Origin of the sequence: Roseibacillus persicicus (assembly GCF_014651675.1) — a bacterium.
Classification (GTDB): domain Bacteria; phylum Verrucomicrobiota; class Verrucomicrobiia; order Verrucomicrobiales; family Akkermansiaceae; genus Roseibacillus; species Roseibacillus persicicus.
The window spans coordinates 22,122-44,531 of sequence record NZ_BMXI01000020.1 but is presented as its reverse complement, the minus strand read 5'-3'; the positions used below and the strand labels follow the sequence as shown (position 1 = coordinate 44,531).

The 22,410-nt window shown below is 56.4% G+C and carries 18 protein-coding genes; 13 read left to right on the top strand and 5 right to left on the bottom strand.

Going from position 1 to position 22,410, the window contains the following annotated elements; all coding sequences use genetic code 11:
• Window positions 1-6: 6 nt before the first annotated feature.
• From IE099_RS18800 to IE099_RS18790, 3 genes are all read right to left on the bottom strand, one after another.
• Window positions 7-810 (bottom strand): DUF3108 domain-containing protein, encoded by an 804-nt coding sequence (locus IE099_RS18800; RefSeq protein ID WP_189573678.1) that lies wholly within the window; start codon window positions 808-810, stop codon window positions 7-9.
• A gap of 63 nt (window positions 811-873) precedes the next feature.
• Window positions 874-1,218: a phenylpyruvate tautomerase MIF-related protein gene (locus IE099_RS18795; protein ID WP_189573676.1), complete on the bottom strand. Its 345-nt coding sequence runs from the start codon at window positions 1,216-1,218 to the stop codon at window positions 874-876.
• 237 nt (window positions 1,219-1,455) lie between these two features.
• Complete coding sequence (locus IE099_RS18790; RefSeq protein ID WP_189573673.1) at window positions 1,456-2,298, bottom strand: hypothetical protein; 843 nt, start codon at window positions 2,296-2,298, stop codon at window positions 1,456-1,458.
• Between the two features lie 405 nt (window positions 2,299-2,703).
• Here IE099_RS18790 and IE099_RS18785 point away from each other — a divergent pair, with 405 nt between their 5' ends.
• The 5 genes from IE099_RS18785 (at window position 2,704) to IE099_RS18765 (ending at window position 8,580) form a co-directional block, all read left to right on the top strand.
• Window positions 2,704-3,693 carry a DHH family phosphoesterase gene (locus tag IE099_RS18785; RefSeq protein ID WP_189573670.1) on the top strand — a complete coding sequence of 330 codons (990 nt, stop codon included), beginning with the start codon at window positions 2,704-2,706 and terminating at the stop codon, window positions 3,691-3,693.
• 16 nt (window positions 3,694-3,709) lie between these two features.
• The gene (gene truB / locus IE099_RS18780; protein ID WP_189573667.1) at window positions 3,710-4,435 is read left to right on the top strand and encodes a tRNA pseudouridine(55) synthase TruB; all 726 of its coding nucleotides are present in this window, start codon (window positions 3,710-3,712) and stop codon (window positions 4,433-4,435) included.
• A gap of 9 nt (window positions 4,436-4,444) precedes the next feature.
• On the top strand, window positions 4,445-4,840 hold the full coding sequence (locus tag IE099_RS18775) for a hypothetical protein (RefSeq protein ID WP_189573664.1): 396 nt from the start codon (window positions 4,445-4,447) through the stop codon (window positions 4,838-4,840).
• Window positions 4,841-5,045: 205 nt separating this feature from the next.
• Entirely contained in the window at window positions 5,046-6,683 is a 1,638-nt protein-coding gene (locus IE099_RS18770) for an NAD+ synthase (protein ID WP_189573661.1), read from the top strand.
• 10 nt (window positions 6,684-6,693) lie between these two features.
• On the top strand, window positions 6,694-8,580 hold the full coding sequence (locus IE099_RS18765) for a right-handed parallel beta-helix repeat-containing protein (RefSeq protein ID WP_189573658.1): 1,887 nt from the start codon (window positions 6,694-6,696) through the stop codon (window positions 8,578-8,580).
• A 21-nt stretch (window positions 8,581-8,601) separates the two neighbouring features.
• Here IE099_RS18765 and IE099_RS18760 read toward each other — a convergent pair whose 3' ends face one another.
• Window positions 8,602-10,905, bottom strand: a complete 2,304-nt coding sequence (locus IE099_RS18760; RefSeq protein ID WP_189573655.1) for a DUF1592 domain-containing protein — start codon at window positions 10,903-10,905, stop codon at window positions 8,602-8,604.
• Window positions 10,906-11,180: 275 nt separating this feature from the next.
• On the opposite strand from IE099_RS18760, the gene IE099_RS18755 reads away from it, so the two are divergent.
• The 3 genes from IE099_RS18755 (at window position 11,181) to IE099_RS18745 (ending at window position 14,427) form a co-directional block, all read left to right on the top strand.
• Complete coding sequence (locus IE099_RS18755) at window positions 11,181-11,384, top strand: DNA-directed RNA polymerase subunit omega (RefSeq protein ID WP_189573652.1); 204 nt, start codon at window positions 11,181-11,183, stop codon at window positions 11,382-11,384.
• 155 nt (window positions 11,385-11,539) lie between these two features.
• Complete coding sequence (gene smpB / locus IE099_RS18750; protein WP_189573649.1) at window positions 11,540-12,001, top strand: SsrA-binding protein SmpB; 462 nt, start codon at window positions 11,540-11,542, stop codon at window positions 11,999-12,001.
• 125 nt (window positions 12,002-12,126) lie between these two features.
• Window positions 12,127-14,427 carry a right-handed parallel beta-helix repeat-containing protein gene (locus IE099_RS18745; protein ID WP_189573633.1) on the top strand — a complete coding sequence of 767 codons (2,301 nt, stop codon included), beginning with the start codon at window positions 12,127-12,129 and terminating at the stop codon, window positions 14,425-14,427.
• A gap of 8 nt (window positions 14,428-14,435) precedes the next feature.
• On the opposite strand, the gene IE099_RS18740 is transcribed toward IE099_RS18745, so the two are convergent.
• A complete protein-coding gene (locus IE099_RS18740; RefSeq protein WP_189573630.1) occupies window positions 14,436-15,290 on the bottom strand; it encodes an alpha/beta hydrolase in 855 nt (284 codons plus the stop codon).
• Window positions 15,291-15,344: 54 nt separating this feature from the next.
• On the opposite strand from IE099_RS18740, the gene IE099_RS18735 reads away from it, so the two are divergent.
• The 5 genes from IE099_RS18735 (at window position 15,345) to zwf (ending at window position 22,409) form a co-directional block, all read left to right on the top strand.
• Window positions 15,345-16,235, top strand: coding sequence for a hypothetical protein (locus IE099_RS18735; RefSeq protein ID WP_189573627.1), 891 nt, complete (start codon window positions 15,345-15,347; stop codon window positions 16,233-16,235).
• A gap of 42 nt (window positions 16,236-16,277) precedes the next feature.
• Window positions 16,278-18,170 (top strand): trypsin-like peptidase domain-containing protein, encoded by a 1,893-nt coding sequence (locus tag IE099_RS18730; protein WP_189573624.1) that lies wholly within the window; start codon window positions 16,278-16,280, stop codon window positions 18,168-18,170.
• A 1,146-nt stretch (window positions 18,171-19,316) separates the two neighbouring features.
• Window positions 19,317-20,273: a tRNA 5-methoxyuridine(34)/uridine 5-oxyacetic acid(34) synthase CmoB gene (gene cmoB, locus IE099_RS21100; RefSeq protein WP_345778132.1), complete on the top strand. Its 957-nt coding sequence runs from the start codon at window positions 19,317-19,319 to the stop codon at window positions 20,271-20,273.
• A 63-nt stretch (window positions 20,274-20,336) separates the two neighbouring features.
• Window positions 20,337-20,732: a DM13 domain-containing protein gene (locus IE099_RS18720; protein WP_189573621.1), complete on the top strand. Its 396-nt coding sequence runs from the start codon at window positions 20,337-20,339 to the stop codon at window positions 20,730-20,732.
• A 144-nt stretch (window positions 20,733-20,876) separates the two neighbouring features.
• Entirely contained in the window at window positions 20,877-22,409 is a 1,533-nt protein-coding gene (gene zwf, locus IE099_RS18715; RefSeq protein WP_189573618.1) for a glucose-6-phosphate dehydrogenase, read from the top strand.
• Window position 22,410: the final 1 nt, after the last annotated feature.

The following is a 22,410-nucleotide window of genomic DNA, read 5'->3' as shown; positions in this document are numbered from 1 at the left end:
CGACTTTTACTGGTAGCTCCGCGAGGTCAGCACTGCCCGCACGTCTCCGATAAAGACCTTGGAGCGAAATTCCAAAGGCAGGCGCTCGGCATCATCGGAAATCCAGAGAACCAGGCTTTTGACTTTGTCGTAGGCCTTGAGTTCCAAGGTGGTCTTGTCGATTTTCTGGAGACTGAGGTCGTATTTGATCGTTCGGCGGGAAGACATCACTTCGTTGCCGAGGTGTTTGACACGGCAGAGGTAGGGGGATTTGAAGGGCATAACCACGAAGACCGCTTCCTGCCCTGGCTTCATGTCCAAGGAGCGCACCCAGAGCACCGCCGAATGGACCCCGAGGGCGTTCGGGTAGGAAAAGGTGGAAACGGAGGAGCTGGTTTTCCCGTTTTTCACCTTTTTCTCGGTCGAGGTGACGCTTTTGGAAGTGAATCGGGTTTCGGTTAGCTTTTGTTCCTTCTTGGTCTTCTCGTCGGCTACAAAAACTTGTGGGCGGTAGTTCGCGGGCCGGAGAAATGAAGTGTAGTTAAAATCAAAAGGAAAAAGTCCCCGGGCAAAGCCAACGGTCTCACCATAGGATTGAGCGATGAAGCTCTTGGGATAGCGGGGATCGGGATGGCCGAAGCGAATGGTCGCCTGTCCGGCGGTCACGCTGCCGTTCCAGCTCAGGTCGTATGTGAGCTCAATCGGGCGAACCTTCAAGTTCGGGCCGGGTGCGGTCAGGTTGACCTCGGACATCCACTGAGGCTTGGCGTGGGACAAGGGGGCGAGGAGGAATAGGGCGAGAAGGGGGGTCTTCAGGTTCATCAGCTTCATATTTGCTGTCGGATTGAACGCCGGCCGGCGAAAGGTTATTCAAACGATTGTTTGAATGCTTTTTTAAAAAACATCATTTCCGAGACCCCAGTGGCCTCGTGGTGTGTCGACGAAGCGACTGAAACACCGGTCTTCGCTGACGTGGAGGTGGACGCGGGCCATGTCGGAGAGAAGGGTCGCCAGTTCCTTGTTCTTGCTTGGATCAAGCCCGAGGACTTTGAGCTCCAGAAAAGCGGCCGGTAGCTCGGAACTCGCAAAATTAAGCGATAGGCCAGTTTCGATACAGGCCATGACGTAGGCGGGGTTCTTCCCGAGAACTTGCGCGACTACTTCAGTTGCAGCCTCCAAGAATGCAGAGCGCTCGGGTTGCGTTGGAGTCGCGTTCGTTTGGACATGGAGGTAGGGCATTGGATGAGTAAGGTCGGATTGGAGGCACTATCTTGCGGCTGGGAGGGATGGAAGTGAAAGAGGGGAGTCTGTCAAATTTCACAGAGGATAGTGGCCTTATGGTTAAATGTTTAGGGGGTTCTCCACTGTTGGAGTTGTTGGGTGGGAGTCCCCTACAGAAAAAAGAGAAGCGAAATGACTCCGCTTCTCTTTATCTTTTATGAAGTATGTAAATGAGGTTTCCCTTTGTTGCAGAGTCTATCTGCGCCTCTTGCTGACAAGAAGTAGCGAAGCCGCGAGAGAGAGAAAGGCCGCCGAGGGTTCGGGGACCGGGGTGACGGTGAAATTGCTGAATGAGATCAGGTTCTGGTTTGCAGCTGTCCCTCCCAAGGCGGAGACGTCGGCAACTGCTGAAGCTGCGAAGTTAAACCCCACTGAAGTGAGGTCCTGGGTCGCTACCGTTTCAAAGGTGATGGTATCGGTAGAAGCTCCGCCCACAGTAATGAGGCCGAGCAGGTCAATTGCGCTTAGCAGTCCGCCGGCGCTATTCTGAAGCCCGTTGCCAGTGAACTGTGCTGTGGAAGTCGAGAAGAGATCGACTGGAATGCCGCTGAGTGTATCGACATCAAAGGAAATTCGATACGTCTGGCCGGCTGTAATGTCTGCGGCTACCGCTGCGGTCGAGTTCCAACTCTGGAGGACGCTAGACCCAGCCAAAGTGTTGAGCGGGTCGGTTAAGCTCGACCCTGCCACCAGGACCTCGGTTGTTATTTCCCGTCCAAAGCTCAAGCTGTTGCCATCCATCTGGGTATAGGGGGCAAGCTGGACGTCAACCAACGTAGCGATCCCCAGAGATGTTCTCACCTGAGAGAAGCCGCTGAGGGAATGGGTCCAAGTCGTTGTGCCTGATGTGAATACTTCCTGGTGAGGAGTCAGGTCTGCGATGTTGACAACTGCAAGAGCATTGGAGCCCGGCTGACGAGCTTTGTGATTGAAGTCTAGTATGCCGGGTCCCGAAAGAACAGCTCCCTGCGCTGAAAGCGTCGAGAGTGCTGCTAGAGATGTGAATGCAAATGTTTTTATGATCAGTTTAGTCTTCATGGAACATAAGTGTTTTAGTTTATAGTTTTGCAAATGGTCAACATGAATTAATTGTTAGATAAATTTTCGCTAACCTGTTAGATGAAATTTCCTGAGTTTGGTTTCATGTTTTTCGGTGTTCCTCTTCTTTCATTTTATGACATCTGATTTGTTGCATGTTGTTACGATTGTAAATGTTTGACGCTCAGGTTTGCTTTGAAGTCTTTGTAGAATCTTTCAAGATGTTTTTCTAAAAGCTGAGGCGGCGTTTTTTAAAAAAGATTGGGTCGTTTCTGCTGCTGCGGCGCTTGGCATTTTTTTCGTTTTTTTAGCGAGAGCGCGGATGTTCGGGAGAGGGCTTTCGCTGGATAATGTTTTTCCGGTCTTGCTTGGCAGGCTTTGCTGTGTTGAGGATTCGGGCCCCTTATGTCTCAAGCTACTTCCAAGGATGCTCTGGTCTCTCTTTTCGAGGGGCATCAAACCTTCGCAATCAGCAGTCATCTGCGACCTGATGGCGATGCGATCGGCTCCATGTTGGGGCTGGGGTTGATCCTGGAGGGCTTGGGGAAAACGGTGCGCTACCTTCATCAGGATGGGGTGCCGGAGAACTTGGCTTTTCTCGAAAAGGAATCCGTCAATCCGATTGGTCGGGCAGGCGAGCTTGATGACTGCGAGGCGGAGGTCTTCGTGGCGCTGGATACTGCGAATCGTGAACGTCTGGGCGAAGATGTTTTGGCATTGATTCCGAAAGACGCGGTTCAGGTGACGATCGATCACCACATCACCAATGAGTGTTATGGCGACCATGTGTGGGTTGATGCGGAATCGCCTGCGACCGCGCAAATGGTTTGGGAGTTGGCAAAGTCTGCAGGTTGGGAGTTGCCCGCAAGTGCCCGAGTGGCGCTGTATGTGGGTGCTTCGACCGATACCGGGTCTTTTCAATATGCCAATACGACCGCCCGGACCCATGAGATGGTGGCTGATTTGTTGAAGGCGGGATTGGACGTGGCGGAGGTCAATCGCATGACTTATCAGAATTTTCCCTGCCGTCGGGTCGAGCTGTTGCGCCTGCTTCTGGAGACCCTGGAGCGTAGTGAGGATGGGCGCCTTGCCTGGTGGTCGCTGACGATGGCGATGAAGCAGGAGGTTGGATATCGGCCGGGAGACAGCGAAGGCTTGGTCGATGTGATGCGCGGGATTGATGAGGTGGTCGCTTGTGTCTTTTTCGAAGAAATCAGCGATGGGACCATCCGGGTTTCCACTCGGTCAAAGACCACTGAGGTTAACGTCAGCGAGTTGTGCGGGCTGTTTGGCGGCGGGGGGCATATTCTGGCCGCAGGGGCGCGCTTGGACGGCCCAATTGAGGAAGCCCGCGAGAAAGTGGTGACGGCTTTGAAAGAAGCGGCGAGTCGCTAAACAATTTTACAAATAGATGGATCAGAACGAACAAATTCCAAGCGGTGTTCTCTTAGTCGACAAGGCTCAGGACATGACTTCCCATGATGTGGTCGCCATTGCGCGTCGCTCCCTGGGTATTAAGAAAATCGGGCATTGCGGGACTCTTGACCCGATGGCGACAGGCTTGCTGATGCTGGTGATTGGTAAAGCCACTAAAATCCAGGATTTGCTGATGAGCGAAGACAAGGAATACGTGGGCTCGCTCACGCTGGGAGCCACGACCAATACTCAGGATGCCAAGGGGGAAATTGTAGAAGAGCGCCCCTATGATGAGGTGAGTGAGGAGGGTGTCCGGGAAACATTCGCCAAATACACCGGTCACTTTGAGCAGATTCCCCCGATGGTGTCGGCGATCAAGAAGGATGGCGTCCCGCTCTACAAACTGGCTCGAAAGGGGCAGGAAGTGGTGCGTGAACCGCGGCCGATCTACGTCACGGGCTATGAGATTTCCCGCATCGAGTTACCTGAAGTGGACTTCGTGGTGCAGTGCTCGAAGGGGTTCTATGTTCGGACTTATGCTCATGATATCGGAGCGGATTTGGGATGCGGAGCTCACCTCAGTGCCTTGCGCCGCACGCGGTCTGGCAAATTCACGCTCGAGCGGGCGATTACAGTCGATCAGTTGAAGAACGAAGATCGCGCCGACCTCGTCAATTCCTTCATCAGCTTGGCCGAGATTTCGCTGATGCGCGGAGCCTGAGGCCGAGCCATGACCGATTCGGAGCTGGTAGCCAAATATGAAGATCTCGTTCGCCGTCAGGTCTTTTGGGGTGAATCCCGGGAGACCGTTACGAAGCGCCTTGTGGTGAATGGGGCCACGCGAGCTCAGGCTGAATCTCTTTATCGCCAATTGTTCCGGGAGCGAGTCCGCTTCATCCGTCACGAGAGTTGCGGGCGAATATGGAAAGGAGTTGGTTATCTGTCGCTGGCTGGTGGCGCCCTTTTTGTCGGCTGGCTAGTGAGCGGAGGCTTCACGGTGTGGACGAATCGAATCATCATTTTGCCAGCGCTCCCGTCGATTTATGGCCTGTGGCACCTCTGCATGGGGGTGTCAGGTCTCTTTACCGCGACGATCAGATCAGGATCGCTTGCTGGCTTTGATTGATGTCGCAGTGAATCACACTGAGCTGCTCGAGAGAGAAAATGAAAAGGACGGCTTCTCTTTCAACGAAAGGGAGCGGAGGTGAAGGGCTGGTGGCCGCTTGTTTTTTCGAAAGTTCGCAATGACCCTGAATCAGGGTTTATCTGTCGCCGATCGCCGCTATTGTGCGCGGGCCGCCGCTCTTGGTTCGGGGGTGTGATAAATTGCTATGAAGATTGCGCTTGTTCAAATCAATGCGGTAGTGGGGGACTTCCCCGGTAATGCAAAACGAATTCTGGCTGGCTACCGCGAAGCGCTGGAAAAGGGCGCGGAGCTGGTGGTGACGCCGGAGCTTTCACTCGTGGGTTATCCGCCCCGGGACTTGGTTTTTAAAAGCCAATTTGTGCCCCGTTGCCTGCAAGCGCTCGACTATCTCGCTGGCGAGGTGGGTGAGGTGCCGTTGTTGGTTGGCTTTGTGGATCGATGCGGCAAGCGGCCGGCGCGACCGTTTCGCAATGCGGTTGCCTGGTTGGAGGAGGGGGAGATTCGCGAGCGGATTTGGAAGACCCTTTTACCGACCTATGATGTTTTTGACGAGTGGCGCTACTTTGAGCCAGGTGAAGAGTGTCGGGTCATTGAATTCAAAGGCCGAAAGGTAGGGGTGACGGTCTGCGAGGATATCTGGACCGAGGATTTTCTCTATCGGCCTCTTTACGAGCGCGATCCGGTGGCGGAGCTGACTGCCTTGGGCGCGGATGTGGTTGTCAATCTGAGTGCTTCTCCTTTCGCTCTCAACAAGCCCGTTGCGCGACGGGACCTCTTTGCATCCGTGGCGAAGAAGGCTGGTATTCCTCTGGTCTATTGCAATGCCGTCGGGGGGCAGGATCAGCTGATTTTTGACGGTCATTCGGCGGTGGTCGATGGCCAGGGGGAGGTGATGGCGAGTTTGGCGGGCTTTCGGGAAGAAGTGGAAGTGGTCGATGTGGGCACCAGGAAGGAGGGCGTGATCTGGCCCGAATTGAATGAGAATGCCCAGCTGTATGAGGCTCTGGTGCTGGGGTTGCGGGACTATGCGACCAAATGCGGCTTTCGCGAGGCTTGTCTGGGGCTCAGTGGGGGCATCGACTCCGCAATGGTGGCTGCGCTGGCGGCAGACGCTCTGGGTTCTGAAAATGTGAGAGGCCTGACAATGCCGAGCCGCTTCAGTTCGGAGGGCAGTATCAGTGATTCAATGGCATTGGCGCGCAACTTGGGCATTCGGTGTGAAGAGGTCCCAATTGGCGAAGTCTTTGAGGCTGCCAAGGGGGCCTTGAAGCCCGTTTTCGATGGAGCGGAAGAAGATGTCACCGAGGAAAACATGCAGGCGAGGGTGCGGGGGCTCTTCCTGATGTCGCTTTCCAACAAAACAGGCGGAATGCTCCTCACCACAGGGAATAAGAGCGAATTGGCCGTGGGGTATTGCACGATGTATGGAGACATGTGCGGTGGGTTGGCTGTGATCTCGGACTTGCCCAAGACGCGGGTCTACGAGTTGGCCCGGTGGATGAATCGCGAGCGTGAAGTCATCCCGTGGTCTACTATTGAAAAGCCGCCCAGCGCGGAGTTGGCCCCAGACCAAAAAGACCAGGATACCCTGCCTCCCTACGAGGTGTTGGATGGAATCCTGGAGCTCTACGTGGAGCAGCACATGAGTGCTTCTGATATCATCGAACACCATGAATTTGAGGAGTCTATCGTCCGGTGGGTGCAAAGGAGAGTTGACCTCAACGAGTGGAAAAGGCATCAAGCTGCCCCCGGCTTACGAGTGACATCAAAGGCTTTCGGGATTGGACGTCGCATGCCAATCGTGCAGAACTTCCAAGGTTAACTTCACCCCCATGAAATCAGAAAGCGGAATGTCCTACGAGGAGGCAGTCAAAGTGCTCGGCCTCAAACGCGGCGAAACAGTCGATAACTATCAGCGTGCCTTCGAGGAAGTCCGTAAGCATATGCAACGCCTTCGCGATGAGGCGGATACGGCGGAGAAGAGGGCGAATTACGAGCTGGAATTGGCTCGCTTCGAAGAAGCCCTCGTCGTGGCGGAGCGTCATCAGCCTAAAAAGAAGAAGATCGTTGCCGGTCTATTCGTGGGGCTGTTGCTGGTGGGATTGGTTGGAGGAGGAGTGGTTCTCGGTCCGAAATTTTTAGAAAGACAGGACAAGTTGCGGGCTGCGGAGGCGCGTTTGCCGGAAGCGGCCGAGGCGGTCGACTTGCGGAACTGGGGAGTGGCTGAAAAAATCTACGAAGACATTCTGAAGCTGAAGCCCAAGTCGCAGGAGGCGTTGGAAGGTCTGAAGACGGTGGAGATCGAGCAGGAGGTGGAGCGCCGCATGCAGGTGCGCTTCGCTCTCGGCAATGTGCAGTCACACATCGACAAGCGCGAGTGGGATGAGGCTGAGGAGCAGATGAAAAAAGTCCTCGCGATGGAGCCTGACGATGAGCAGCTGAAGGCTTTTGCCGAGTCCATGAAAGAGAACCGGCGCCTCGATGAGATCGCGAGCCTTTCCGAGGGGATCGAGCAAGCGCGCATTGAAGAGCAGTGGGAGGTCTTGGTCGCGAAGACGGAAGAACTTGCCAAAGTCGATCCCGAGAACCCTCGCTTGCCAGAATTTGAGAAGGAAGTCGCGGAGGCCAAGCTGATTTTATTGGGATATCGGCAGGAGGCCGACGAGATTTACGAGAAGGCTCTCGCTCTGGACAATGGGGAGTTCTCTTTGGAGGCGTTGAATCTTCTGCGGGAAGCCCAGCGTCTGGCGCCTTCCGAGAAGGCTGCGGCTCTCTATGAAAAGATGTCTTCGTATGTCCAGACCCTCGCGGTTCCGGATGATGTTCCGACTTTGGCCGAAGCTCTCGAACAAGCTCGCTCGGGCGACAAAGTGATTTTGTCCGAAGGAAAGTATTCCGAGTCCCTGCTGGTGCCTGCCGGGGTCTCCATCGAAGGGGTGAAAGGCAAAACAATTTTGGAAACAAGTTCGGACGAGGGCAGTGTTCTGGTGGTTTCCGGCAAGGGCGCACCTGCTCGTCTTGTCGGGCTGACCATCCGTCATTCGGGCGTGTCCAATGCCGATGAGCGCTTTCCTGTTGTTTTGATCCAAGGGGCACAGGCTGTTCTGGAAAATTGTGAGGTGAGCTACGGGGCTGGTCATGGGGTCGCGGTGATCGATGGCGCTCGGTGCGAAATCACTTCGACTGAGATCAAGGGCTGTGGTTGGGACGGAGTCGCGGTCACAGGCGAGGGGAGTGAGGCGATTCTTCAGGAGTCGCGCTGCACTGCCAATTTGCACCATGGGCTGGATGCTTGGGATGGGGCCCGGGTGTGGGTGCAGCGTTCCCGCTTTCAGGACAATGGACTCACGGGGATTTTTCTGACTTCTTCAGGGAAAGAGTGCCGGGTTGAGAGTTCCAGCATCGAGCGCAACCGCGAGGTCGGCATCGTCGCTTCCTCCGGAGTCCACGCCTTGGTGAATGGCAATCTCATTTCCGGCAATATGTTGGGTGGAGTTTTTGCTCAGGATAAAGGCACCAAGCTGACGGTGACCTCCAATACTATTGAAAAAAATGGAGAGGTCGGTCTGGTCGTGACCAAGGATGTCTTGCTGGAGAAAGAGGAAGATAATTCCGCGCAGGAAAACGACGGTCGCCAGAAGTGGTTGAACGCGGACCTCACCCAAGTCGAGGCAAAGCCCAAAACGGAAGAGATTCTGAAGGCTCTTCCTGTGGACTGATTCCGTTTCGGTCGCCGCGTCCTAGGGGCGGCGTTTTTGGAAAGGAACGGAATCGATGACAGCCAGGATGGCTTCATGGAGGGTGCCGTTCTTTTGCTCCATGCGGGCGACGATTTCGTCAATGGCAGGGGCGTCGTAGTATTCCACCCCGCGGCCGAGAGCGTAGGTGAGGAGTTTCTCGGCCAGGCAGCGGTGAAAGTCGTCTTTCTTGTCGATGGCCAGCACCTGCTTCAATTCTTCCACTCCTTGGAATTCCTCTCCGGTCACCAGCTCTCCAGCAGTTTCGATGGGGAGGTTGTTTTCTTTCTCACGGAAAGTTCCGACCGCGGTGAATTTTTCAAATGCCAGTCCGATGGGGTCCATGCGTTGGTGGCAGGAGCGGCAGTCGGGGTTCTTGCGATGTTCAACCATACGCTCCTTCATAGTCAGTTTTTTGCCTCCGTGGGACGACTCTTCCAGCTCCGGCACGTTTGGAGGAGCGGGTGGAGGAGGGGTTCCCAACAAGTTGTCCAAGACAAAGAGTCCCCGCTTGACCGGCGAGGTGCGGGTGGGGTTGGAGGTGACCACGAGAAAGGTCCCTTGGGTCAGGATGCCGCCCCGATTGCCCGGGACTTTGACTTTCTCAAGCTTCTCGCTCTCTACGCCTTCAATGCCGTAGAAGTCGGCCAGCCGTTTGTTCAGGAAGGTGTAGTCTGCGGAGATGAGTTCGGTGGCGGGGCGTTTTTCTCGCAAAATGTGGCGGAAAAGAGACTCGGTTTCTTCCCGCATATCCCTGCGCAGGTTGTTGTTGAACATCCGTTGGCCCTCGTTGAAGCGGACGCGGAGAATGACCTCGGGCCGCATGCCCAGTTCCTCAACATCCCGGGCCTGCAGCCATTGGCCTACGAAGTTGGTGATGAAGCGATTGCTTTTGGGGTCCTCCAGCATGCGCTCGACCTGCTGCTCCAAGTTTGCCCGCAGAGTTCCCGCCCGGGCTTGTTCGCGGAGTTCGTCGTCGGGGAGAGATGACCATAAAAAATACGATAAGCGGGACGCGAGTGACCACTCGTCAATGAGCGGGTAATCGCCGGTCGCGTCGGTAGCGGCCATCTCGGTGCGGAGCAAGAAGCGGGGAGAAGCCAGGATGGCAGTGCCGCTCTGGCGGATCCCTGCCTCGAAGGTTCCGCTGATCTCGGCTGCTTCCAGAGCGATTTCGGTCAAGCGGTCGAGGGTGTGATCGGGCACTGGACGGCGCCAGGCTTTGGAGGCCAGGTCACGCAAGACCGCTTTCGTTTTGGCCGGCCACTCGGAGCGGTGTGCGGGTTGATTTTCCTCGGAGATGACTTTGCGGTAGCTTTCGGGAAAGCTGAGTTTCGTGGTGCCGAGCGGCCCCACAATTCTCATGTTCTGCACGGCAACTCCTAGCTCTCCCTGGCCGGGCTTGGGAGCTTGTCCTGCCAGAATTTGGAGGGAGAACTGATGCTCTTTTGCCTCGAGGGGGACTTTCGCCCGCAGAACCAGCCCGTCCTGGAAATCCCAGCCCAGTTCCTTGCGGGCCAACTCTTTCCCGTCTACGGCCATCACCAGAGTGGCGCTGTGGTCAGTGGCTGCGGCGCTGCCTTCGACCTTGTAGCTGAGGATGACCTCGTATTCACCCTCGTCGGCGAGCCAGCGCTTGGCGGCGACGGTCTGGGGGCGGGCAAACTCGATAAAGCGCCCGGTATCCTCCTTGTTGCTGGGGTCGACGAAGCCCGGGGCGTAGATGGTGGTTTCGGGCATCTTGGCGGCATGGTCCTGCACCGCGCGCGCCATGAGAGATTTGGCGGCCTCAAAGTAACGTTCGGCGAGCAGGGGGGATATGGTGAGAACGTCCCCGATGGTGTCGAAGCCGTAGCCGGTGTCGTCAGGGGGGAAGTTCTCCGCAGTATTGAAGTCGAGGCCGAGCAGGTCTTTCACTGTCGCCTGATACTCCACGCGATTGTGGCGGCGGGCGGTCACCCGTCCCGGGTCAGGGTTGGTCCGGTCGATGCCCAGCGGATTTCGCTCGAGCCAATCGAGCAGGTCCTTGCGCTCTTCGGCATCGAGAGGATCCCCGTCGGCGGGTGGCATCATCCCCGTACGGACGTTGCGCCAGACTCGCTCCCAGAGGTCTCCATGATCTTCGTCGAGCGAGAGGTCGTCCAGTTTGATTCCTCCTTCTTTCTTTCCGTAGCCGTGGCAATCGTAGCAGTAGAATTCCATCACCTCGTCAATGGCGTCGGGTAACTGAGCCGCCGAAAGCGGAAGCAGGGGGCAGAGAGTGAGAAAGAGAGAGCGTAGCACGATAAAGAATTTACGAGAATCCATGGCCAATCTTGCGAGATTGCGGCGAAGTCTGTGCATTCGGCCTCAGGGGGACACAAGGGAAAAGGAGGAGGGACCGTTTGACGGGTTCTGTGGCACGGGCTTCGTCATCGGGAAGCCGTGGTTCGGAAATGTCTTGTCAATGCCCGCATTCCATGTAAAGCCCTTCGCCCCCCGTTGATTGGGGGGACTAAATTTTTGATTACGTGATGATGGAAGAGGATAAGATTGTCCAATTCAACCCACCGAAGCCAGCGTCACGGTTTTCTGGAACACCTATGAAAAGCGAGCTTGTCGAGAAAGCGTCCGAGGTCATGCCCGACCCCCAAATCCTGATCAACATGGTGTCTTGCCGGGTCAAGCAGCTCAACGATGGACGCGCTCCCTTGGTCGAGACTGTCCCCAGCATGGGCGCTGCTGATATTGCCTTGACTGAAATCATTGAGGGCAAAATCAAATTGGCCGAGACGCCTGCGCCTTAGTCATCGCCCCAATGGCAAGGATTTGCGCTTTGCCCAATCCCTGCTAAATATTCTGGCCAATCCCATTGGCTCTCAAGCCTGCAGGTCGTCTGCGGGCTTTGTCATCTCTAGTGGCCGCCGCAAAGGTGGCGCCCCCGCAACTTCCCAACTATCCGATGAACACTGACATCGCCACAAACAAGAAGGCCCTGCGCGACTTCCATATTCTGAGTAAGATCGAATGTGGCATCGAGTTGCGCGGCACCGAGGTGAAGTCGATTCGCGATGGAAAGGCGAATATCCGTGATGCCTTTGCAAGGGTCGAGAGAGGGCAGGTCTTTCTCTACGGCTGTGATATCCAGCCATGGCAGACTGCGGGCACCTGGTTTCAGCATGAGAGCAAGCGCCCCCGGCGCCTGCTGTTGCACAAGAGTGAGATTCTCAAGCTTCAAGAGTCGACTCAGGTGAAGGGGGAAACTCTGGTGGCTCTGCGGATGTATTTCAAAGGGCGTCGCGTGAAGGTGGAGCTCGGATTGGCCAAGGGTAAGACTCATGGCGATCAGCGCCACGACTTGAAAAAGAAGGTGGAGCTCCGCGAGGCGCAGAGAGAGATGGCGCGCTTCAATCGCGGTCGGTAGAATGGCCGCTAGTCAGGCGGAGGGAGAAAAGAGGCTCCTTTGAGCGAGGGTGACTCTGGAATTAGGCGGGAAAAAACGATTTGAGAGGTCGTAAATAGTCAGCAGCTCGTCCGCTGCAACGATTCATGAAGCTCTCTATCTGCCTTGCTCTCAGCCTCTCGATTTTTCCTGTTTTTTCCCAACAAGCCGAACCTCAAGTCGCCAACATTTTCGTTTCCCCGGATGGCAACGATGAGAATTCAGGTTTGGAGAGTGCGCCCAAAGCAAGCGTCAACGGCGCGCTGCGGACATTGCGAGCGCTGAGGCAGGAGGGGGAGTTGACCGAGGAGTTCCAAGTGAATGTTTGGCTTCGTTCGGGGCGCTATCGAGTGGAGGAAACGGTCACTCTAAGAGCTGGCGACAGTGGGACCGCGGAAAAGCCTTTCCGGATTGCCGCGTGGCCAAATGAGAAAGTGGTGTTCGATGGTCGTGAGCCGATCGAGCGCAGCCTTTTCGCGCCGGTTGAGGATTCCGCCACCCTTGAGCGATTGGCAGAAACGGCACGCGGCGAAGTGCTGGTGGCTGAGATTCCAGAGGGGGACTTGCATCGGCTATTGGCTTTGCCCGAGTCTCAGGTCAGCTTCGGTTCCCGGATGCTGCAGATCGCCCGTTATCCCGATCTGGGATTTGCCACCTTTGCCAAGGTTCTGAAGAAAGACTCTCGCATCGCCAATGAAGTCGGAACGCGGGAGGAGCCCAAAGGGGCAACGGTGACGCTGAATCCGGCGGTTCCCAAGGAGTGGGCGGCGGAGGTGAAAACTTCGGAAAAAGCGCGGTTAAGTGGATACATAACCGAGACCTGGGCCAAAGGATCCTTTGTGATCGCGGACATGGACGGCTCGAATGGAGCGATCACCATGCGGGATGCCACCGGCTACGGCTTGCCACGGCCTCACGGTAGTCGGGCCTTTCTGGAAAATGTGCTGCCAGCCTTGGACCGCCCGGGGGAGTGGTTCTACGATGTCGCCGCAAGGAAGCTCTTTCTCTGGCCACCGACCGATCTGGCGCAGGATGAAGTCATCGGGGTGTGGGCTGGAACCGATGCCTTTACCATCAATGGTGCGAGTCATGTGAAGATCGAGAACATCGCCTTCGAGAATTTCGGCGGCCGTCCCAATGGCTCCGGGGTGCTCAATATTCGAAGCGGAACCGACAACCTCGTCGCCGGGTGCCGAATTCAAAACGTGGCAGCTCCAATGACGGCGTTCAACATCACCGGTGGGGTGCGCAATCGCATTCTAGGATGCGATATTTTCGATGTCGCGAATGCTTCGCGTCTGAACGGGGGGAGCTACAACGCGGAGGGCTTTACGGCGGGAGAAAATACGATCGAGAATTGTCACTTTACCCAAATTTACTCGACGGACTTCTACGGCAAGGTCTGCGGTATGGGGGGCGCGGGCAATGTGTTTCGCAATAATTTGGTTCACAATCACAATGGCCAGATTGTGACGATTGCGGGTGTCGAGCATCTCGTGGAGAAGAATGAGGTTTTCAATACCGGGATAGAGGAAGGCGATGGAGGGGCCTTTTATCAGGGGGCAATGATGTCGAGTTGGGGAAATACTTTTCGCCACAATTTCTTTCACCACATCATGTGTGTTCCGAAGATGTATACTCGGGCTGCCATCTTCTCCGATGATGGCGATTGCGGGGACCATGTTATTGGCAATGTCTTTTACAAGGCAGGCGAAGGTTTCAAAACGAATACGGGCTCAGGGCATCTCGCGGAGGACAACATCACCATCAAGGGGATTCACGCTTTCCAGTTTTTGAGCGGTCGCTCCGAGTCCCGCTATCAGCGTTACACGGGTTTCCTGGAGGATAATCCTACCTCCAGCGAGAAAGAAAACCTCATCGGGAAAATGCTCAAGGTCATTGGGACCGAGGGATGGGAGGAAGGGGCCAAGACTGAGAACTGGCATCACTACGTTTCGCCCTTTTGGCAGGAGCGCTATCCGCGAATGAAATCTCTTTTTGCAACGTGGCAAAAAGAAAAGCGGATTCGCGTCCTCAATGAGGTTCGCAACAACCATGCATTTGGCTTCGGAGATCGAAACCCGCACGCGATCCCCGAGTTTACCAAACAGAGCGGGAATACCTCCCGGAGATCGCTTTCCATCTTCAAGGATCCCGACAAGCTGAACTTTGCTTACAAGAGAAAACGTCCCAGCTGGGCTCCCGATATTCCGTTCGCCGAAATCGGGATCTATCAGGATCCGTATCGCCCCGAGGTGCCGGACAAGGATCGGTATCGGGAGGCCGTGGCCGAGTTTTGGGAAAAAGAGACTTCCGCTCCACCCCGCGAATATGTCGTGAAGGAGGTGAACCAGAGGAGCTACTTTAATACCGGCAAGCTGGTTCTGGGTCTGTTAGATGAAGAATAATGACCCCTTTAGAAGACGAGCGGTTCTTCGGGAGAGAGGAATCCAAGGTCAACCAGGAAGCCGTCGAGAGCATTGAGGGAAAGCTGATAGAGCTGCTCGTTGGTATTGTAATTGAAGAAGGTGTGCCCCGCGCCCTCGTAATCGACTAATTCGCAGCGATTGCCTTTGCGGCGATAGCTCTTGGCGAACTTGGCGATCTGATCGAACGGTGCCACCCGGTCATTGCGGCCGTGCATCAGTAGACAGGGGGGGAGATTCTTGCAGGGGAGTTGGCTCTGAGGGCTCAGCTCTTTGGCTTCCTTGGGTGACGGGAATCGCTCGTGGCCAACCCCCTTGGGGGAAGTGTCCACGATGGCCGAATAGGCCGCGACTGCCGCAGGTCTGCAATCCGGTTGATCCGGGGTGGCGGAGGCGCTTTGCAGGGCGGATGAAAGGGCGAGATGGCCGCCCGAACCCGCGCCCACGACGACAATGCGTTCGGGGTCGACGCCGATGATTCCCGCATTTTGCTTGAGGAAGCCGATGGCCAGCCGGGCGTCCTCCATGGCTTCGACCGGATTGGTGCGATGTTTGTTGAAGACGCGATACTCGACTGTCACCGCAACCGTGCCTCTGGAGGCAAAGTGATGGCAGTGGGGGACGAACTGGGTCGGCATCGAGGTGTCCCATAGGCCACCGTGGAAGAAGAGAACGCAGGTGAGGTGCGCGGCTTCCGGATTGTGATCGGGAGGGAGGAAAAAGTGGGCGATGAGCTGACCTTGCGGTGACTCGAAGTAGACGTAGGAGTGAGCGTCTTTGAGAAGCTCGCGATCACGGGCTTCCCCAAAGGCCGGGGCCTCTTTCAAACGGGACAAAGACGACATAAGAAGAAAAAAGGTGGTCGAAGGCTAGGGTGTTTGTCCATAGTTTCTCGCATCATGAAGACGCTTTTACGGCCGACGGCTGTTATCTCCCTTGTTTTGGTTGCTTTTGCCCCGCTTTTGGCGGCCCAGAATCCCATGCAACCGGTTCTGGAAGGGGTTTACAACCAGTGGAGGCAGTCAATGATTTCCAAGAGCCCGAACCGCTGGAGCCAGACGACCTCTTTGCGCCGGCAGGTGGAGATTCGCAACCGCATCTTTTCCGAGCGTCGCCCGTTCCCCGCCAGCTTGTTTGATCTGCCGGCTGCTCCCCCCGATTTGCGGGGGCTGACTCCTGCCCGGCTGAAGGTGCGGGGGCCGACTGCGAAAGCGATCTACTTTGGAAAAATCGACTTTGGCGTGGGCGGAGCTCCAACCGAGAACATTCTCGTGCTTTCATTCGTGCAAGAAGCCGGTTGGAAATACGATGGCGCCGAGTTTATCAACCTGATGGCTCTGCCTGATGTTCGGGCCTCCCTGGCGAAGGGCGATTATAGTGTCCTGGATAAGCCCGAGTTCGCTCCCTCGGGGGCTCCTCCGGTTAATCCACCGATTCAGCTCAAGGGCCCCGTGCCATATATCGCCAAGGTGTATGCCTACTGCCCGGGACGCGAAGTCACGGTGCAGGTCAATCGCCGGAGTCGACACGTGCTGGCCAATACCCAGCAGGCCGAGGTCGTTATCGGAGGGGCTAGTCCCGGAAACAACGAAGTTGAATATGTGGTGAAGAGCCTTCCTGGTTCGACGGGGAAGGAGCCATTGACCATTCGTGTCTATCTGATGTCGGAGAAGCCTGGCGTGAAGATTCCCGCTGTATTCGAATACACCGTTCCCGAAGGCGGTGCGGTGAAAAGCAGTGGTAAGGGGAGCTTCGTGCTGAATCCTGCCTTGGCTGCCAAATTGCGATAGCGGGCGGGGTTGACGGTTGCAAAACCGAAGCGAAATTAAGCAATGAGAATTCTTTCCCTGCTGACCCTTTTCCTGAGCTGCAGCGTTGCTCTCGGCGAGGTGGTTTTGCGCGACTTGCAGGCTGCCATTTTGCCTGTGGTCGAGCGTGCCCGACAATCCACGGTGGAGGTCGGAGCGATGGGGTCCACGGGCAGCGGGGTAGTGGTTTCGGCGGACGGATTGGTCCTCACCGCAGGTCACGTGGTGACCAATCTGGATACTGGCGAAGTGGCCAAAGAGGTCTCTATCCTTTTTGACGATGGCGAGGAAGCTCGCGCCAAAGTCTTGGGAATCCACCGCAAGCAGGATGCGGCAATGCTCCAGCTGTTAGGGCCTGGTCCCTGGACGTTTTCGCCCTTGGGTAGTTCCGCGACCATTCGCCCCGGGGAATGGGTTGTGGCGGTGGGCCACCCTTCCGGCTATGATGCCTTGCGCGCGGCTCCGGTTCGATTTGGGAGAATCATCTCAAAAAGTATCGACTACTTCATCGGCAGCGATTGCGTGCTCTTCGGGGGAGATTCCGGGGGACCCTTATTTGATTTGGAAGGAAAGGTCGTGGGCATTCACTCGTGGATTGGGGAGGATGTGCAGACTAATACCCACGCGGGGATCAGCGGATTCCTGGCCGATTGGGAGCGGCTGAAATCCGGAGACAGGTGGGGCACGTTATTGCCACCGCCCAGCCTCGATGAAGGAACTCCCGTGCTGGGCGTGATGTTCAATAGCGATTCGCATGGACGCAATGTTGTGTTGGATGCGGTGCTGGCGGATTCGGCGGCGGAAAAGGGAGGTCTGCGGGCTGGAGACATCATTCGGAGTGTCAATGGCGTTCCTGTCAGTGGAGCAAGTCTGAAGGAGTATCTCCGCAACCTCGACGCGGGGGATGAAGTGGTCTTGGAATTTCTGCGGGGGCAGGAAGAGCTCATCACGCGAGTCAAGCTGGGGCGGGTCAGCGCTCTGCCCTTTGTAACGGAGCAGGGACAGGCGAATTTAAATAGGCAGGCTGCGGAACTTTTTGGGGCGTTCGAGGAGGTGACCGACGAGCTGGGAAATGGGGTGGTGAGAATTTTCGCGAACGGGCGGCAAGTGGGCTTCGGCACTGTATGGGAAGGGAACCGGGTCTTGGCGAAATGGAGTGAAGTGAAGAGGGCCAAGGGGCTGGCGGGGGTCGACTCCGATGGCCGTGAGTTCTCGCTCGAGGTGCTCGAGATTTTTGCCGCCCATGACTTGGTCGTGTTCAAGCTGCCTGCGGATATCAATTTGCGGCCCATCGGTTTGCTTGGTGCTCCGGCAGTGGCGGGGACTTTGATTGCGGCGGTGCGGCCCGATGGGATTCCGGAGGGGATTGGAGTAGTCTCAGTGGCGAAGAGGAGCCTTCTGGAAAGTGCTCGAGGATTTCTCGGTGTGGGCCTGGACCCCGCCTATAACAGCGGAGGAACTTTGGTGCAGAGCGTGGAAAGAGGCAGCGCTGCCGAGGAAGCCGGTGTGCAAGTGGAAGATGTCATCGTGGCGGTCAATGGACGTCAGATCGGCGGGGTTAAGGAGCTGCAAACGGTTCTCAGCCGAATTGGGGCCAATCAGGAGGTGCGTCTGGACGTGCGCCGTCGCACCGGTCCTCTCGAATTGGTGGCGACTTTGAAGCCGCGCCAGTTCATGCCTGACTTCACCAGTCAGCGCGAACGGATGATGAATACGATGGATGAGCGGGGGCTGAGCAGGATTCGCGACCGCTTTCCGAGCGTCCTGCAGACCGATATGACCATCTCTCCCTCGGAAACGGGGCTGCCTGTCGTCGACCAGAACGGTCGCATGTTGGGCATCGTGCTCGCGCGTGCGGGACGGGTCATTACCTACCTGCTCCCGGCCGAAACGATCTCCGAACTACTGGATTCCTAGTAGTCGCAGATGTTGGCGGTGAAAGAGCTCGCCGCTTTTGAGGGTGGTCATTGTGTTCTTGTTGAAAGCCCTCTTTTCTTTTACCGAGGAAAGCAGATGACTGAACTCTCTCAGAAGCTTCGCGCGCTGACTTCCACAATCTTGGATGAAGACGTTCCGGTTTACACCTTGCGGCCGCTGATTCTCGAGGTTTTGGAGGTCTTCAGGCTGGTGGCTGGAGGTCAATTCACGCAGCGGGATGATATCGTTGAAGGGGAGAACTGGACTTCCGAGGGCCTGGCTGTTTCTCCGGTCATGGCTGCGATGTGTGTGGAGGATTATGCCCGCACGGTCGTCTTCATTCGAGGGGTTCACGAGGCTGTTATCGCGGCTGGCGACACGGCGGGTGGGAGGCCGGTGAAGGTGCTTTACGCCGGGTGTGGTCCCTTTGGAACTTTGGTCGTGCCCTTGCTCTCGGTTTTTGGTGCAGAGGTTTGTCAGTTTGTGTTTGCTGATATCAGCGAAGAAGCTTTGGAATCGGCCCGACAGACCGTGGAGGGGCTGGGGTTTGATGAGTCGGTAGTGGACTACGTGTTGGGGGATGTCTTGAACTACGAGGTTTCTAGTAGTTGGGTCCCTGACGTGATCGTGTCCGAGACCATGCAGGCTTGCCTGAAGGCTGAACCGCAGGTGGCCATCTTTCGCCATCTCTTTCGACAGGCGCCCCGGGCACTCTTTGTTCCAGAAGAGATTTCGATCGAGTTGAAGTTTGTAGACCTTGTGCGTGAGATTGCATTCGCGGGGGAGAATGAGTCGCGGGACCGTGTCGAGGTTGGCGCCGTCTTTAAGCTCAATCGCGACTCATTGGCCAGTTGGCGTTCCTTGGAGGGCGGGACTTTGCCCGCTGCGGAAGTCCAGTTGCCGACCTGCGAGCTGGGCAACAAGCAGCCAAAGCTCTTTACGCGGATTCAGACTTTCGGAAAGCATGTGCTTTCAGATTATGCGTCTGGTCTCACGAGTCCGCGGGAGCTTGAGATTGAAAAGGGGGATTTGTCTGCCGGTGAGTCGTTGAGATTCCACTATCGCTTGGGGGAAAGTCCGGCCTTGGTGTGTGAGGTCATCACGGGGGATAAAGCGGCGACTGCTGGAGCTGAGAGTGGGGAGAGCATTGAGTTTCCGGGTGTTTGGAAGGAGTTGGCACGAATGGGGCAGCAGAACTGGCTCTCGTCTCTACGCGTCCAGGTTTCGCGGCAATACTCTGGTGAAGGTCATGGGGACCTGCCGAGGTGGCGAGCGGTTTTGAAAGAATTGCAGCGCTTCGAAGGCCTCGGCTACGAGCTGCGGGATGGACGGCTCCATTTCTTGACCCAGGCTGATGCCGGTGAACTCAAGGAGGTTTTAATGAAGCTCTCGCCCTGGCGCAAAGGGCCGTTTGAGTTCGGTGACTTGTTCGTTGATACCGAGTGGCGCTCGGATTGGAAGTGGGAGCGTTTGCGGGAGAAAATTTCTCCCGTAAATGAGCGACGGATTTTGGATGTCGGATGCGGCAATGGATATCATCTCTGGCGAATGCTGGACGAGGGAGCATCGCTGGCACTGGGAATTGACCCCTCCATGCTCTTTGGCTGCCAGTTCCTGGCCGCACGCCATTTTGGCGGAGAGGATTTGCCCCTTGGGGTGCTGCCGCTGGGGATTGAAGACCTGCCTGCCAAGCTCGGGTGCTTTGACAGCACTTTTTCCATGGGAGTTCTCTATCATCGCAAGTCGCCCGTGGAGCATCTCGAAGCCCTGCGTGACACGCTCGTGAAGGGCGGTGAACTGGTGTTGGAGACCCTGGTTGTAGAGGGCGACGAGAATACTGTGCTGCTGCCCGAGGGGCGCTATGCCCAGATGCGCAATGTCTGGTTTCTCCCCAGTGTGGAGCTCTTGGCCCGCATGATGAAGCGGGTGGGATTCCGGGAAGTCGAAGTGCTCGACGTCTCGGTGACGACTGTTGAGGAGCAGCGGGGGACGGAGTGGATGAAGTTCCAGTCTCTCCCCGAATTCCTGGACCCCACGGATCATAGCAAGACTATCGAGGGATATCCGGGGCCTTTGCGGGCTGTCTTACGCGGGATTCGTTGAATATTCGAGAAAGAGGGAATAGTATCAAGGGTAGGCACGTCCCACTGAAACAAGGAACACCCAATGACAACTTCACCACTCAGGACTTTCGCTCTCTCGCTTCTCGCACTCGCTTTTTCCATCGGCATTGCCTTCGGCCAGTCAGGCGTTTGGACCAAGAAGGCGAACACCATCAACGGAACCTGGTCGATCAAAGAACAGGGTGGGAAGAAAGTCCTTGTGCTCAAGGACTTCAAGACCGCGACTGCGCCAGACCTGAAGATTTTTCTCTCGAAGCGCACGGTTGCAGACCTGAGCTCCCGAAACGCGACCCAAGGTTCTCTCCTGGTTGCCAAGTTGAAAACCACCAAGGGTGACCAGAGCTACGCCTTGCCGGCGAATGTCGACCTCTCCAAATACAAGAGCGTAATCATTCACTGCGAAAAGTATTCCAAGCTCTGGGGGGCCGCCAAGTTGTAGAGCTGCGGCCACGGCGAAAACTACCTGCGGAATAGCCGGTTCATGGGACTATTTTTCAAGGATGAATGAAATTAATGGTCAATGTGGGCTCGATTGGTTCATTTGGGTTTTGATCGGGCGGTGATTTATTGAAAGAAGAGGGCTGTGAGTAATCCTTTTCGAGATGATTTGGTGGCACGGTTGCGTGCGGACGCCTGCACGGTTGTGATCTTTGGCGCGACCGGCGATCTGAACCACCGTAAGTTGATTCCAGCGCTTTATAATTTGGCAGTCGATGGCGAGTTGCCGCCGGGAGTTCGCATCGTCGGTTTTGCCCGTCGCGATTGGTCGAATGAGTTTTTCCGTGAAAGCCTGGAGAAGATCAACAAGGAGGTCTCGCGCAGCGGGCATGACCCGGAAGTCTGGGCTAAGTTCGCGGAATCCATCGAGTATCACTGCAGCGAGTTCACCGACCAGGAAGGTTACAAGGGATTGGCGGAGCGGCTTGACGCCATCGATAGCGAGAGGGGAGGCAAGGGCAACCGGCTCTTCTACGTCGCGAGTGCCCCGGAGTTCTTCGATGATATTTTGGAAAGCCTGAAAGGGGCTGGTCTCAATGAAGCCAAGGAGGGCGGCTGGTCACGGGTGATCGTGGAGAAGCCCTTTGGCACCGACCTCGCGACAGCCCAACACCTCAACGAAGTGGTCAACGCGACTTTTCAGGAAAAGGACACCTATCGCATCGACCACTACCTTGGCAAAGAAACGGCCCAGAACATTATGGTGCTGCGCTTCGCCAATGCCATTTTCGAGCCGCTTTGGAACTCCAGCTACGTGGACCACGTCCAGATCACTTGCGCCGAGCACTTCGGCATGGAGGGGGGGCGTGGAGGCTATTATGACAAGTCCGGCGCTCTCCGCGATATGGTGCAGAACCACCTCTTGCAATTGCTGAGCCTGGTCGCGATGGAGCCTCCGACCGACCTGAGCGCGGACGGAGTTCGTGATGAGAAAGTGAAGGTTTTCCGCTCGATGCGTCAGTGGGACACTCCCGAGAAGGTAGCGGAGAACGTGGTGCGCGGGCAGTATGTGAAAGGCTACATCAACGGGGAAGAGGTTCCCGGTTATCGCGAGGAAGACCGGGTCAATCCCGAGAGCGAGACCGAGGCCTACGTGGCGGTGAAGGTCATGCTCGACACCTGGCGATGGAGCGGGGTGCCGTTCTATGTGCGCATGGGCAAGCGTTTGCCCAAGAAGGCTACTGAAATTTCCATCCACTTCAAAGACGTCCCCGGTGTCCTCTTCAATGCCGTGCCTGGCGGTGTGCCGGGAGCGAATGTTCTCGTGATTCGGATTCAACCGGATGAGGGAATTTCCCTGCGCATGAATTCCAAGCTGCCCGGCGCGGCGGTGCGCATGGAGCCGGTGAAGATGGATTTCCACTACTCTTCCAGCTTTGGAAAAAGCAGCCCCGAGGCTTACGAGCGTCTTCTGTTAGACGCCATGGCTGGCGATGCTACCTTGTTTGCCCGTCGGGATGAGGTGGAGGAGGCCTGGCGCTTCGTCGACCACATCGAGCGTGCTTGGCACGAGAGCGACAACAAGCCGCCCATGACCGAGTTCACCGCAGGCAGCTGGGGGCCGAAGGAGGCCGACGAGATGCTGGGTCGCGAGGGAAGAGAATGGAGGAGACTGTAGA

Bases quoted from the DNA above. Each gene is read 5' to 3' on its own strand.
- IE099_RS18730 (WP_189573624.1), top strand. From the start codon at position 16,278: ATGAGAATTCTTTCCCTGCTGACCCTTTTCCTGAGCTGCAGCGTTGCT.
- IE099_RS18795 (WP_189573676.1), bottom strand. From the start codon at position 1,218: ATGCCCTACCTCCATGTCCAAACGAACGCGACTCCAACGCAACCCGAG.
- smpB (WP_189573649.1), top strand. From the start codon at position 11,540: ATGAACACTGACATCGCCACAAACAAGAAGGCCCTGCGCGACTTCCAT.
- truB (WP_189573667.1), top strand. From the start codon at position 3,710: ATGGATCAGAACGAACAAATTCCAAGCGGTGTTCTCTTAGTCGACAAG.
- IE099_RS18785 (WP_189573670.1), top strand. From the start codon at position 2,704: ATGTCTCAAGCTACTTCCAAGGATGCTCTGGTCTCTCTTTTCGAGGGG.
- IE099_RS18755 (WP_189573652.1), top strand. From the start codon at position 11,181: ATGAAAAGCGAGCTTGTCGAGAAAGCGTCCGAGGTCATGCCCGACCCC.
- IE099_RS18770 (WP_189573661.1), top strand. From the start codon at position 5,046: ATGAAGATTGCGCTTGTTCAAATCAATGCGGTAGTGGGGGACTTCCCC.
- IE099_RS18735 (WP_189573627.1), top strand. From the start codon at position 15,345: ATGAAGACGCTTTTACGGCCGACGGCTGTTATCTCCCTTGTTTTGGTT.
- IE099_RS18720 (WP_189573621.1), top strand. From the start codon at position 20,337: ATGACAACTTCACCACTCAGGACTTTCGCTCTCTCGCTTCTCGCACTC.
- IE099_RS18745 (WP_189573633.1), top strand. From the start codon at position 12,127: ATGAAGCTCTCTATCTGCCTTGCTCTCAGCCTCTCGATTTTTCCTGTT.
- IE099_RS18765 (WP_189573658.1), top strand. From the start codon at position 6,694: ATGAAATCAGAAAGCGGAATGTCCTACGAGGAGGCAGTCAAAGTGCTC.
- IE099_RS18790 (WP_189573673.1), bottom strand. From the start codon at position 2,298: ATGAAGACTAAACTGATCATAAAAACATTTGCATTCACATCTCTAGCA.
- IE099_RS18760 (WP_189573655.1), bottom strand. From the start codon at position 10,905: ATGGATTCTCGTAAATTCTTTATCGTGCTACGCTCTCTCTTTCTCACT.
- IE099_RS18800 (WP_189573678.1), bottom strand. From the start codon at position 810: ATGAAGCTGATGAACCTGAAGACCCCCCTTCTCGCCCTATTCCTCCTC.
- IE099_RS18740 (WP_189573630.1), bottom strand. From the start codon at position 15,290: ATGTCGTCTTTGTCCCGTTTGAAAGAGGCCCCGGCCTTTGGGGAAGCC.
- IE099_RS18775 (WP_189573664.1), top strand. From the start codon at position 4,445: ATGACCGATTCGGAGCTGGTAGCCAAATATGAAGATCTCGTTCGCCGT.